8 protein-coding genes, 1 tRNA gene and 1 pseudogene are annotated in these 12,458 nt (G+C 71.2%); 7 read left to right on the plus strand and 3 right to left on the minus strand.

Annotated features, from left to right (window positions below; genetic code table 11):
• Nucleotide 1 precedes the first annotated feature (1 nt).
• Nucleotides 2-1,137: pseudogene (locus ACFV3R_RS00900) on the minus strand (IS30 family transposase).
• Between the two features lie 218 nt (nucleotides 1,138-1,355).
• A complete protein-coding gene (locus tag ACFV3R_RS00905) occupies nucleotides 1,356-1,820 on the minus strand; it encodes a GatB/YqeY domain-containing protein (protein WP_385573148.1) in 465 nt (154 codons plus the stop codon).
• A 164-nt stretch (nucleotides 1,821-1,984) separates the two neighbouring features.
• On the opposite strand from ACFV3R_RS00905, the gene ACFV3R_RS00910 reads away from it, so the two are divergent.
• From ACFV3R_RS00910 to ACFV3R_RS00930, 5 genes are all read left to right on the plus strand, one after another.
• Nucleotides 1,985-2,917: a metallophosphoesterase gene (locus ACFV3R_RS00910; RefSeq protein WP_385573151.1), complete on the plus strand. Its 933-nt coding sequence runs from the start codon at nucleotides 1,985-1,987 to the stop codon at nucleotides 2,915-2,917.
• Nucleotides 2,918-3,099: 182 nt separating this feature from the next.
• Complete coding sequence (locus ACFV3R_RS00915) at nucleotides 3,100-3,846, plus strand: Pr6Pr family membrane protein (RefSeq protein WP_385573153.1); 747 nt, start codon at nucleotides 3,100-3,102, stop codon at nucleotides 3,844-3,846.
• Nucleotides 3,847-3,896: 50 nt separating this feature from the next.
• A tRNA-Pro gene (locus ACFV3R_RS00920) sits at nucleotides 3,897-3,970 on the plus strand.
• 400 nt (nucleotides 3,971-4,370) lie between these two features.
• The gene (locus ACFV3R_RS00925; protein WP_385573156.1) at nucleotides 4,371-5,576 is read left to right on the plus strand and encodes an ATP-binding protein; all 1,206 of its coding nucleotides are present in this window, start codon (nucleotides 4,371-4,373) and stop codon (nucleotides 5,574-5,576) included.
• Complete coding sequence (locus ACFV3R_RS00930; protein ID WP_385573158.1) at nucleotides 5,573-6,622, plus strand: ParA family protein; 1,050 nt, start codon at nucleotides 5,573-5,575, stop codon at nucleotides 6,620-6,622. Before ACFV3R_RS00925 ends, ACFV3R_RS00930 begins: the two co-directional genes overlap by 4 nt.
• 238 nt (nucleotides 6,623-6,860) lie before the next feature.
• Here ACFV3R_RS00930 and ACFV3R_RS00935 read toward each other — a convergent pair whose 3' ends face one another.
• Nucleotides 6,861-8,276: a short-chain fatty acyl-CoA regulator family protein gene (locus ACFV3R_RS00935; RefSeq protein ID WP_385573161.1), complete on the minus strand. Its 1,416-nt coding sequence runs from the start codon at nucleotides 8,274-8,276 to the stop codon at nucleotides 6,861-6,863.
• Between the two features lie 602 nt (nucleotides 8,277-8,878).
• Here ACFV3R_RS00935 and aceA point away from each other — a divergent pair.
• Nucleotides 8,879-10,159 carry an isocitrate lyase gene (aceA, locus tag ACFV3R_RS00940; RefSeq protein WP_385573163.1) on the plus strand — a complete coding sequence of 427 codons (1,281 nt, stop codon included), beginning with the start codon at nucleotides 8,879-8,881 and terminating at the stop codon, nucleotides 10,157-10,159.
• 372 nt (nucleotides 10,160-10,531) lie between these two features.
• Entirely contained in the window at nucleotides 10,532-12,340 is a 1,809-nt protein-coding gene (locus ACFV3R_RS00945; protein WP_385573167.1) for a malate synthase A, read from the plus strand.
• Nucleotides 12,341-12,458: the final 118 nt, after the last annotated feature.

A 12,458-nucleotide genomic window follows, 5' to 3' on the forward strand; every position in this document is an offset into this window, starting at 1 on the left:
ATCAGGCCGCGAGCAGTTTATGCAGGCGCTCGGCTGGGGTTTCCCAGTCGAGCGTTTTGCGTGGGCGGCCGTTGAGTTCGGCGGCGACGGCCGCCAGGTGTTCGGGACTGTGGACGGACAGGTCGGTGCCCTTGGGGAAGTACTGCCGCAACAGGCCGTTGGTGTTCTCGTTCGAGCCGCGCTGCCAGGGGCTGGCCGGGTCGCAGAAGTAGACCGGGACGCCGGTGGCGATGGTGAACGCGCTGTGGGCGCCCATCTCGGATCCCTGGTCCCAGGCCAGCGACCTCGTAAGGTGGGGCGGCAGGGTCTGGACCGTGGTGACCAGCGCGTCGCGGACGCTTTCGGCGCTGTGGTCTGCGGGCAGGTGCAGCAGCATGACGTAGCGGGTGGCGCGCTCGACGAGTGTGCCGATGGCCGACTTGCCGTCCTTGCCGATGATCAGGTCGCCCTCCCAGTGGCCGGGCACGGCCCGGTCTTCCGCCTCGGCGGGCCGCTCGCTGATCATGACCATGAAAGTGGCGAACCGGGGCCGGCGCTGCTGGGCCTGGCGGCGGGGCTTGCGCCGGGCGCGGCCGGTGCGCAGGGCGCGGGCCAGTTCGCGGCGCAGTTCGCCCCGGCCCTGGACGTAGAGGGCCTGGTAGACCGTCTCGTGGACCACGTGCATCTCCGGCCGGTCGGGAACTGTGTCCGCAGAGCCTGGCAGATCTGCTCCGGACTCCACCGTAGGTGTAGGTGGTCCTGGATGAAGTCGCGGAGTGTGGTGTTCTGGCCGATCTTTCCCGGCTTGGGGCGTGGCCGACGGGCATCGGCGCGGGCCTGTGCGGCGTGCGGGCGGTAGGCCCAGCGTCGCACGTCTCCTCGCAGCGGCATGCCGTTGCGGCGGATCTCCCGGCTGATCGTGGACGGGCTGCGGCCCAGCTCCGCGGCGATCGCACGGATGGTGGCCTTCTCCCGCAGCCGGTCGGCGATGTGGATGCGGTCGTCCTCGCACAGGTACCGGGACGGCCCGGAAGGCGCTGCCACCGCGTCGATCGGTGGCAGCGCCTTCCGGTTTCCGTACGCGTGACGCCCATTGCGCCACTTCTGGCCGGTCCGGCGGTCGATCCCGACGATCCGGCACGCTTCCCGGTTGCTCATACCCTGCTGCATGAACCGGGAGTATGCCTCCCGCTCCCGCGCGAGCTTCTTCCTGCCCTGCGGCTTCGTCCGGTCCTCACGGATCTCGAAGTCCATCGCACCCCTTGAACTGGGGTGTTGCAACAACTCCTAGAAACCGCCCTTCTCGCGGGCGCCCCTTCTCGTGTTCCGGTCCACCTGCCGGCCGCGCCCGCTGCGGGCAGGGCGGCGGTGACGCCTCAGCCGGCCAGCAGCTTCTTCACGGTGGCCGCCACCCGGCCGCCCTCGGCACGGCCCGCCACCTTCGGGTTGACGATCTTCATGACGGCGCCCATGGCCTTCGGCCCCTCCGCGCCCTGTCCCCGCGCCTCGGCCACCGCCTCGGCGACCAGCTGCTCCAGCTCCTCGTCGGTGAGCTGCTTGGGCAGGTAATCGGCGAGGACCTCGCCCTCGGCCCGCTCCCGGGCGGCCTGCTCGGCGCGACCGCCCTTGTCGAACGCCTCCGCGGCCTCCCGCCGCTTCTTCGCCTCCCGCGCGACGATCTTCTCGACCTCCGCGTCGGAGAGCTCGCGCGCGCTGGTGCCCGCGACCTCCTCGGTGTGCACGGCGGTCAGGGTCAGACGCAGGGTGGAGGAGCGCAGCTCGTCGCGCGCCTTGATGGCTGTGGTGAGGTCGTCCTGAAGCTTGGCCTTGAGCGTGGTCATGGCGACGAGTATGCCCGCCCTCACCACCGCGGCGCGCCACTGTTTCCGGGCGACGCCGCGGACCGCACCGCCACGGCGGAGCCGGCACCCGCAGCGGCGCCCAGCGCCCCTGCCCGGGGGCACTGCCGACCACCCCCCTCCGGCACTCTGCGACGATGGGTGCCATGCGCGCGCGATACGGAGTTCCTCTGTCCCTCACGGCGGTCGGCGCAGCCGGCCTCGCCTACGCGGCCTGCTTCGAGGTCCGGTCCTTCCGGCTCCGACGGGTCACCGTCCCGGTGCTGCCGCGCGGCATGCGCCCGCTGCGGGTCCTCCAGGTCTCCGACATCCACATGGTCCGCGGCCAGCGCAAGAAGCAGCGCTGGCTCCAGTCGCTGGCCGGGCTGCGCCCCGACTTCGTGGTGAACACCGGCGACAACCTCTCCGACCCCGAGGGTGTGCCGGAGGTGCTGGACGCGCTGGGTCCGCTGATGGAGTTCCCGGGCGCCTACGTCTTCGGCTCCAACGACTACTACGGGCCCAAGCTGCGCAACCCCGCCCGCTACCTGGTCGAGAAGGTCCAGGGGCGCCACGGGCTCAACGGGAACGCCCCGGCCGTGCACGCCGTCCACAACCCGTGGGAGGGGCTGCGCGACGCCTTCGACGAGGCCGGCTGGGTGGGCCTGGGCAACACCCGCGGCTCCCTGCGCATCGACGGCGTGGAGATCGCCCTGACCGGCCTGGACGACCCGCACATCAAACGGGACCGGTACGCAAAGGTGGCCGGCGGGCCGGTCGAGGACGCCGACCTCTCGCTCGCCGTCGTCCACGCGCCCTACCTGCGCAGCCTCGACGCCTTCACCGCGGACGGCTACCCGCTGATCCTCGCCGGCCACACCCACGGCGGCCAGCTCTGCATCCCCTTCTACGGCGCCCTGGTCACCAACTGCGACCTGGACACCGAGCGCGTCAAGGGCCTGTCCACCCACACCGCGGACGGCCGCACCTCGTTCCTCCACGTCTCCGCGGGCTGCGGTACCAACCGCTACACGCCGGTCCGCTTCGCCTGCCCTCCGGAGGCCACGCTGCTGACCCTGACCGCACGCGACGAGGGCTGACCTCCACACCGTCCGCAGGGCGCAACAGCCGCCGGCCCGTACCGCCGACCACCCCTCACCCACCCACCGGGCGAGGGGTGTTGCGGTCCAGGGCCCGGTGCCGTACCGCCCGCGCCCTCTCTGCGCACGCGGCCGTCCACACGCCCCTGCCCCACGAAGATCTCTGCCCTTACCGTAGGGGGATGATCGATCCGACGCGGTCCACGCACTACTCCACCGGCCCGGCGGCGGCGTCCGCGCAGACCCCCGCCACGGCCGTGGCCCCACCGGTACGCCGGCCCCTCACAGCCGCGTTCCGCGCCCTGCTCGCCACCGTGTCGGTCGTCGGCATCGTCATGGACATCGCCCTCACCGACGACCTGTGGCGGGTCCTGAGCTACTTCACCATCCAGTCGAACCTGATGGTGGCCCTCTGCCTGGCCTGGTCGGCCCACCGCGCCTGGACCGGGCGTCCCGCGCTCTCGCCGCGGATCACCGGAGCCGTGGTCCTCTTCATCGTGATCACCGGTCTCGTCTACCACTTCATCCTCACCGGCGGCCCGAGCGGTTTCGCCATGGCGCAGGGCGGTGACAACGGCCTGGCGAGGACCGTCTCCAACCACCTCATGCACACGGTCGCTCCCCTCGGCGTCGCCCTGGACTGGCTGCTCCTCACCCCGCCCGACGGCTTCCGCCTGCGGTACGCCTGGCAGTGGCTGCTCTACCCCCTCCTCTACCTCCCCTTCGCCCTTCTCCGCGGTCTGCTCCTCGCCCCCGGCACGCCCGGCCGCTACCCGTACCCCTTCCTGGACGTGGACGCCCACGGCTACGGCGGCGTCCTGCTGAACGCCGTCTACTTCACCGTCGCCTTCTACGCCCTCGCCCTGCTCCTCGTCGGCCTCGACCGCATCCGCCCCTACCTGGGAGGCCCCCGCAGCGGCCTGCGCTGAACCGGATTTCTCCTCCGGGCAGCAGTCCGCTAAAGTAGAGCTCGTTGCTTCGGGGTGTGGCGCAGCTTGGTAGCGCGCTTCGTTCGGGACGAAGAGGTCGTGGGTTCAAATCCCGCCACCCCGACTGAAGAAACACGAGGTCAGGGGCCTGATCCGCTTAGCGGGTCGGGCCCCTGAGCGATGTGTGGGGGCCTTTCTGGGAGCCACGTGCGGGACACGGCTCCCCACCGGCATCAGGCGTGCGCACCAGGGTCCAGCTCAGCAGCCCGCGCGGAGCAAGTAACCCGAGTCACTTGGTATATCGGGGCGCGGACTTGGGAGCCGACCCGTATCGCTCCGCGGGTGACGCGGATCACGACATGGGCTGCGTCGACAGGTGATTTCCACTCTCGGTCAGGGCGCCACATGTCCGGTGCACGTCCAGCGGGACGTGGGTAGCGCGCTTGGACGGGCCGGCGACGTGCTCACGCCCCCGCCCGGTGGGCGCATCACGTTCCGGCACCGATGCACGGCCATGATGAACAATGGCCACTGTGACCACCCAAGATCTGGCCGACCACCTGGGCACGTGCGAGACACCGTGGCTTGAGTTCAAGAGCACCGCGAAGCGCGAGGGCAAGCGCGGCGATGCCGTGGGAAAAGCCGTCTGCGCCATGGCCAACGACCTTGCCGGGCATGGGGGCGGAGACATCCTCGTGGGTGTCGACGACAGGGGCGAACCCGTGGACGGCGTCGACACCAGCGACCGGGCCCTGTTGGCGCTGACCGACCTCCGCGACGATGGTCGGCTCCTCGACCGGCCCTCGTTCACCGTTCAGGCGGCCGTCTACCGCGGCAAGCCCGTGGTGCGCATCCGTGTGGAGGCCTCCGCCACCCCACCCGTGCGGTTTGAGGGCGTGGTCTGGGTCCGTCCCGGCCCCACGACGCGACGGGCGACACGGGACGATGAACGAGTACTCGCCGAGCGCCGACGATCCACTGACAGCCCCTTCGACACCCAGCCGCTACCGGCCAGCACTCTCGACGACCTCGACCTGCAGCTCTTCCGCAGCTCATACCTTCCCTCAGTGGTCGATCCGGACGTGATCGAGGAGAACGGGCGTCCACTGGCTCAACAGCTGGCCTCGCTCCACCTCGCCCGCTCCGCGGAACACCCGGTTCCGACCGCGCTGGGGCTGCTGGTCGTCGGCTTCGATCCCAGCAACTTCGTCCCGGGCGCCTATGTACAGTTCGTGCGCTACCAGGGCACGGATCTGGACGCCCCGATCGCTGACGACCAGGAACTGCGGCAGAACATCGTCGACACTGCGGCTCGCCTCGAGCCCGTCCTCCGCGGCCACCTCCGGACCCGACTGGTGGAGAGTGGTCTCCGTGAGCAAGCACGCCCCGAATATCCCTTCGAGGCGCTGAGGGAGGTATGCATGAACGCGCTGATGCACCGGAACTACGAGACCTCCTACGCCCCCACGCGCATCGCCTGGTTCGACGACAGGGTCGAAGTCACCAACCCAGGAGGTCCTTACGGGCAGGTCCGAAGCGACAACTTCGACCGGGTCAACGACTACCGTAACCCCTCTCTGGCTGCCGCGATGAAGTCACTCGGTTACGTCAACCGATTCGGACGAGGTATCGGAAGAATTCGTGCCGCCCTGCAACGTAACGGAAACCCGCCACCCGAATTCCAGGTCGACGCATCTTCGTGGTCGGTCACTCTGAGGACAGCGCCGTGACCTCTATCGCTCTCTTCAACAACAAGGGCGGAGTGGGAAAGACCACCCTCGCTTACCACTTGGCGCACATGTTTCAGCGCATCGGCCTGCGCGTACTTGCGGTAGATCTCGACCCGCAGTCAAACCTCACCGCCATGTGCCTGGACGAGACCGAACTGGAGGAGCTGTGGGAGGACTCCTCGGAACTGATAGAGCAGGGTGTCAAGCATCCAGCCTTCCCGGCCACCGGCCGCGTCGCACCCGGCCACACCATCGCTGACGCCGTGCGCCCCATTCTGGAGGGCACAGGGGACATCGCACACATCCGACCGGCGGCGTTGGCGCCCGGCCTGTGGCTGCTGCCAGGCAGCCTCGAACTCAGCCGGTTCGAGGACAAGCTCTCGAACGAGTGGTTCAAGACGTACGCCGGAGACCCGGCGGCCATCCGGACCACGACGGCGTTCCACCGCATCATCCAAGGCGCTGTCTCCGCCGTGGACGCTGATGTCGTCCTTATCGACATCGGCCCCAACCTCGGTGCTATCAACAGGGCCTCACTACTTGCGGCGGACACCGTGCTCATGCCTCTCGCAGCCGACCTCTTCTCCTTGAAGGGCCTGCGCAACCTCGGCCCGACGCTGCAGAACTGGCGACAGGACTGGCAACAGGTCATTCTGCCGCGAGCACCAGGGAAGATCCCTGTGCCAAGGGCTCTCATGCAGCCTCTCGGCTACGTCATCATGCAGCCCGAGATGAGGCTGGACCGCCCCGTCAAAGCCTACGCCCGCTGGCTGGAACGCATTCCGTGGGTTTTCGGTACTGCCGTTCTGGGGCAGGAGGTGGCGTCCACCGGAGACCGGTCGTACGAGATCGCGACGCTACGGAACTACCGGAGCCTCATGCCGCTCGCTCACGACGCCAGGAAACCCATGTTCGATCTCAAAGCAGCAGACGGGGCGCTCGGCAGTACGCAGAAATACGTACAGACCTGTTTTCGCGAATTCCGTTCGCTGGCCGAGGCAATCATTTCTCGCCTCGAAGGCCATGGCCGGCCGGAGGAGGACTGAATCTTCCGTCAGCCCAGTCGTCCGAACCACCCGTGGGGCCCGCCGGTGTGGGCACCCGTGGGCCCCGCCGGTGGCATCCCCGACGAGGCGAGGCCGGCCACCTTGCCTGGTCTGCCTTGCAGCGGCAGGCAGGCGAGGGCTTTGAGCCGGCCTGTCGGACCACGCATCCGCGAGTACGGTCCGCCCCGAAGGCGGTGGCTCACACCTGCCCGCTGAGATGCCGACGTGAGCGTCGCCCTCAGCTCGTGCGCCCACCCGCCCCCCGCACCGGATACGGCACGAAGGTGCTGCAGTGCTCGTCGATGTCGAGGGGGCGGCCGAGGGGTGGGGCGGCGCGTTGGGGGCAGTCCAGGCGTTCGCAGGTGCGGCAGCCCATGCCGATGGGGGTGGCGGCAGAGACGTTGTCCAGGTCCAGGCCGTCGGAGTAGACCAGCCGCGGGGCGTGGCGGATCTCGCAGCCGAGGCCGACCGCGAAGGTCTTGCCGGGCTTGCCCCAGCCGCCGTGGTGGCGGGTGATGGCGCGGGCGGTCCACAGGTAGCGGCTGCCGTCGGGCATGGCGGCGATCTGGACGTGGATGCGGCCGGGGGCGGCGAAGGCCTCGTAGACGTTCCACAGCGGACAGGTGCCGCCGGCCCGGGAGAAGTGGAAGTCGGTGGCGGACTGGCGCTTGGACATGTTGCCGGCCCGGTCGACCCGCACGAAGGAGAACGGCACCCCGCGCAGCCTGGGGCGCTGGAGGGTGCTCAGGCGGTGGCAGACGGTCTCGTAGCCGAGGCCGAAGCGGTCGGTGAGGCGCTCGATGTCGTAGCGCAGTTCCTCGGCGGCGGTGTGGAAGGCCCGGTAGGGCAGGATCAGCGCGGCGGCGAAGTACTTGGCGACGCCGACCCGGGCCAACGGCCATGCGGTGTCCGACTCCTGGAAGTCCTCGGCGGCCAGCTCGGCCAGCTCCCGGTCGTACTCCAGCAGCGCCAGCTGGGTGGCCATGCGGAAGGCCTGCTGGCCGGGGCGGAGGCGGTTGGAGAGGTGCAGGACGCGGGAGGCGGCGTCGTAGTGGTGCATCACGTCGGCGTCGGCGGCCAGGTGCACGCCGTGGCGGTCGGACAAGCGCGCGGCGAGGGTGCGGACGACTTCGCCGGGGCGGATGCCGAGGTCCGCCGCGAGGTGCTCGGCGGCGACGTCGAGATCGTGGAGGTAGTTCTGCCGGCGGTAGAAGAACTCGCGGATCTCGTCGTGCGGTGAGCGGGGCAGCGCGGCGTCGATCTGGTCGCGTTCCTGGGTCACCTCGGCGAGCCGCTCGGTGAGGGCGAGGTTGCGCTGGCCCAGGTCGAGGAGGGTCGTGGCGACGGAGGGCAGCCGGCCGGCCAGTTCGGCGAGTTCGCCCGCGCTGACGTTCCCGGCGGTCACCTCGTCGGCGAGCGCCTCGCGCAGGTCGGCGACGAGGCGGCTGGTGTCGCGCTCGGCGAAGAAGCCCGGATCGATGCCGAACTCCTCGGTGAGCCGCAGGAGTACGGGCACGGTCAGCGGGCGGGAGTCGTGTTCCATCTGGTTGAGGTAGCTGGGGGAGATCGCCAGCGTCCTGGCCAGCTCGACCTGGGTGAGGCCGCGTTCGGCGCGCAGTCGGCGCAGCCGCGCCCCCGCGTACGTCCTGCCCATGGGGTTCCCTCTTCCCGGGGGATGTGTGCGATGTGATCTGTGTCACTTCGACGGGTCCGCGGGGCCGGCCGCCACCCTTCGCGAGGCCTCCGGGGGCAGCCGGAAGACACCACGGAAGGCCGTGCTCACGTGCTCATTCGGGCGGCCCCTTGCTCAAGTACAAAGAACATCGTCTTCGCAGAGTTGGCAAGAGGCAGTTCGAAGATGCGCAGAAATTGGCATCGTTGACCCCTTGATGGCACTCAGTGCCACTGCCAGAGTCTTACCCACGGCCCGCCGAACCCCGGCGGCCGGACGAACCAGGGCCCGCTCAGCCCTGCGCCGGACACCCCCGGCAGGTTCGCCCGGTGGCACCGTCGCACTCTCCGCTCCACGCGCGTACAGGGGCTCGGCGGGTCGCAGACCACATGAGGCGACACTCGGTGACACCACTTCACACGGTTCACAGAGCACGACTCCTCAGACGACGTGCATCCCCGCAGACCCTCCGACGAGCGGCCTCGGGCACGCACACACAGCACGACGCACCACACAGCACCAGGCAACGCACGGCACCACGCGACACACGGCACTGCGTTTCCACACGACAGCAGGAGGCGGTCATGGCAGGCACAGGGACTACGGCCGAGGAACTGGCTCAGCGGTGGGCCACCGACCCCCGCTGGAAGGGGATCGAGCGCACCTACGGGCCCGAGGACGTGCTGCGGCTGGCGGGCAGCGTCCGCGAGGAGCACACCCTCGCCCGTCGCGGTGCCGAGCGGCTGTGGCGCCAGCTGCACGACCTCGACTACGTCCACGCGCTGGGCGCGCTCACCGGTGGCCAGGCCGTGCAGCAGGTCAAGGCCGGTCTCCAGGCCATCTACCTCTCGGGGTGGCAGGTCGCGGCCGACGCCAACCAGGCCGGCCAGACCTACCCCGACCAGAGCCTGTACCCGGCCAACTCGGTCCCGCAGGTGGTGCGTCGGATCAACAACGCGCTGCTGCGGGCCGACCAGATCGCCACGGCCGAGGGCGGCACCGACACCACCGACTGGCTGGCCCCGATCGTTGCCGACGCCGAGGCGGGCTTCGGCGGTCCGCTCAACGCCTTCGAGCTGACCAAGGCGATGATCGCGGCGGGCGCGGCGGGCATCCACTACGAGGACCAGCTCGCCTCGGAGAAGAAGTGCGGCCACCTCGGCGGCAAGGTTCTGGTGCCCACCTCCCAGCACATCCGCACCCTCAACGCGGCCCGGCTGGCCGCCGACCTCGCCGACGTGCCGACCCTGATCGTCGCCCGCACCGACGCGCTCGCCGCGACGCTGCTGACCAGCGACGTCGACGAGGAGGACGCGCGCTTCTGCACCGGTGAGCGCACCGCCGAGGGCTTCTACCGGGTCGAGAACGGCATGGCCCCGGCCATCGCCCGCGGCCTGGCCTATGCGCCCTACTCCGACCTGCTCTGGATGGAGACCGGCACCCCCGACCTGGACCAGGCACGGGAGTTCGCGGAGGCCATCCACGCCCGGTACCCCGACCAGATGCTGGCCTACAACTGCTCGCCGTCCTTCAACTGGCGGGCCGCGCTCGACGACGACCAGATCGCCAAGTTCCAGCGCGAGTTGGGCGCGATGGGCTATCGCTTCCAGTTCATCACGCTGGCCGGCTTCCACTCCCTCAACCACGGCATGTTCGACCTGGCCCGCGGTTACGCCGAGTCCGGCATGACCGCCTACGTCGACCTCCAGGAGAAGGAGTTCGCCTCGCAGGCGCAGGGCTTCACCGCCGTCAAGCACCAGCGGGAGGTCGGCACCGGCTACTTCGACCTGGTCTCCACCGCCGTCAACCCGGCCTCGGCCACCACGGCGATGACCGGCTCCACCGAAGAGGGTCAGTTCCACTAACCCTCTCGGAGCCCCTGCCGGCGGTACCCGACGGTCACCGGCACGCCCGCCCCGCCCCGGGCGGACGTTGCGGAACCGTCCGCCGCACACCCCGCGCCGACCCCGGGGTGCCCGGCCCGTCCGCCCCGCTTCCGGGACGGGCGGGCCGGTGGGTTCGCGCGGGGCGGGGAGGCGGGGCCCGAAGGTGCGACGGGCCCCGCCTTCCCCGTCCCTTCCCACCGCATGGACCGGTGCGCGGTCCGGCGGGGGACTCGTCACAGCCCGGTGGCCGCCCCGGTCACCGGCCCGGCCACCGGCCGCGTCCCGGCGCCGCCGGCCTCTGCGGTCCACCAGCTCCGCCCTACCCTCACCCCCGGTGCCGAGGAGACCCTCATGTCCGTCACCTCCCCCGCCCCCCGCGTCCAGGTCCTCGGGCCCACGGGCGACCGCCACGACGAGATCCTCACCCCCGAAGCGCTCGCCTTCGTGGGCCGGCTGGACGCGGCCTTCGCCGGCGCCCGGCTGGCGCTGCTCTCCGAGCGCCGCCACCGCGCGGAGCGGCTGGCCACCGGCGGCTACCTCGACTTCGTACCGGCCACCTCGCAGGTGCGGGCGGACGCCGGCTGGCGCGTCCCGCCGCCCCCGCCCGGGCTGGCCGACCGGCGGGTGGAACTGTGCGGTCCGCCGGAGCGCCGGGCGGCGCTGGCCGCCGTCGCCTCCGGGGCCCGGGTGTGGACCGCCGACTTCGAGGACGCCACCGCCCCCACCTGGGAGGCGATCGTGGAAGGGCACCTGACGGTGCTGGACGCGGTCTGCGGTCACCGGGCGGCCGGAGGGAGGTCAGCCGCCCCGGCGCGGAGCGAGGGCGAGCCGTACCGGGCCGGGCAGGACGCCGACCACGGTGGCCGGCCGGCCGTCGTGCTGCGGCCCCGGGGCTGGCACCGGGCGGAACGGCACCTGGTGGTGGCGGGGCGGCCCGCGCCGGCCGCGCTCGTCGACTTCGGCCTGCACGCCTTCCACTGCGCCCGGCTGGGTGCCGAGGGGCCCTTCCTCAGCCTGCCCAAGGTGGAGAACCACCTGGAGGCGCGGCTGTGGCACGAGGTGTTCACCCTCGCCGAGGACCTCCTCGGGCTCGCCCCGGGCACGATCCGCGCCACCGTCGTCGTCGAGACGCTCACCGCCGCGTTCGAGATGGAGGAGATCCTTCACGAGTTGGCGGAGCACGCCACCGCGTTGCAGATGGGACGCGGCAACTACCTGGCCGGGGTGGTCCGCGCCCTCTCCCACCGGCCGGACGCCGTGCTGCCCGACATGGACCGGGTGACGATGACCGCGCCCTTCCTGCGGGCCGCCACCGACCTGCTGGTGCGCACCTGCCACCGCCGCGGCGCCCTGGCGGTCGGCCCGCGGGCCGCGGAGGCACCGGGGGGCGACCTGTGGACCGACGAGGCGGTCCTGGCCCGGGTGCGGCTGGAGAAGGAGCGGGAGGCGGAGGAGGGCTTCGACGGTTCGGTCGTCGCCCATCCCGGTCTCGTCCCGGTCTGCCGCGCCGCCTTCGACGAGGTGCTGGGCGCCCTGCCCCACCAGGTCGAGCGGCGGCGGGACGACGTCGAGGTCCGCGCCGCCGACCTCCTCTCCCTGCACCGCACCAGCGGGCCCCCGACGCCGGAGGGGCTCCGGGAGGCGGTCACGCTCTCGGTGCGCTACTTCGACGCCTGGCTGCGCGGCCGGGGCGTGGTGGAGGTGGCCGGCTCCCTGGTCGACGCCGGCGCCGCGGAGTGGGCCCGCACCCAGCTCTGGCAGTGGGTGCGGCACGGGGCGGTGCAGCGGGAGACGGTCCACGCACTGCTGGACCTGGCCTGCGCGGAACTGGCGCGCAGCGCGCCGGTGGCCCCTACCGGGCAGGCCGCCCACATCGAGCAGGTGCGCGAACTCCTGCTGCGGACCGCCCTCTCCGCGGACCTGCCGGCCTACTTCACCGGTGACACCCGCGCCCGCCGCCACCTGGGCCGGACGGTCACCGCCAGGGGGACGAGGCCCGTCACCGGTCTCGCAGAGCCGGCTTCGGTGGCATCCGCGGCGGCGGCATCCGCGGGGCCGGCGGGTTCGACGGCTTCGGTGGGTAGGGCGGCTGCGGCGCCACCTGTGACGGCGGCTGCGGCATCGGTGGCTCCTGCACCGTCCGTGGCTTCCGTCGCCTGAGGCAGTGGTGGGGGGGGGCGGGCGGGGGGCGGGGGGGCCACCCCCCCACCCGCCGGGCCGGCGGGGGGGGGGGTGTGTTTAAAAAATACAAAGCACACCCCAAAGATTAGAGCAGGGG

Source organism: Streptomyces sp. NPDC059740, from assembly GCF_042733155.1.
Taxonomy (GTDB): Bacteria; Actinomycetota; Actinomycetes; order Streptomycetales; family Streptomycetaceae; genus Streptomyces.

What these genes read in the sequence shown, in the direction of transcription:
- ACFV3R_RS00905 (WP_385573148.1), bottom strand. Translation starts at nt 1,820, where the DNA reads ATGACCACGCTCAAGGCCAAGCTTCAGGACGACCTCACCACAGCCATC.
- ACFV3R_RS00910 (WP_385573151.1), top strand. Translation starts at nt 1,985, where the DNA reads ATGCGCGCGCGATACGGAGTTCCTCTGTCCCTCACGGCGGTCGGCGCA.
- ACFV3R_RS00915 (WP_385573153.1), top strand. Translation starts at nt 3,100, where the DNA reads ATGATCGATCCGACGCGGTCCACGCACTACTCCACCGGCCCGGCGGCG.
- ACFV3R_RS00925 (WP_385573156.1), top strand. Translation starts at nt 4,371, where the DNA reads ATGGCCACTGTGACCACCCAAGATCTGGCCGACCACCTGGGCACGTGC.
- ACFV3R_RS00935 (WP_385573161.1), bottom strand. Translation starts at nt 8,276, where the DNA reads ATGGGCAGGACGTACGCGGGGGCGCGGCTGCGCCGACTGCGCGCCGAA.
- aceA (WP_385573163.1), top strand. Translation starts at nt 8,879, where the DNA reads ATGGCAGGCACAGGGACTACGGCCGAGGAACTGGCTCAGCGGTGGGCC.
- ACFV3R_RS00945 (WP_385573167.1), top strand. Translation starts at nt 10,532, where the DNA reads ATGTCCGTCACCTCCCCCGCCCCCCGCGTCCAGGTCCTCGGGCCCACG.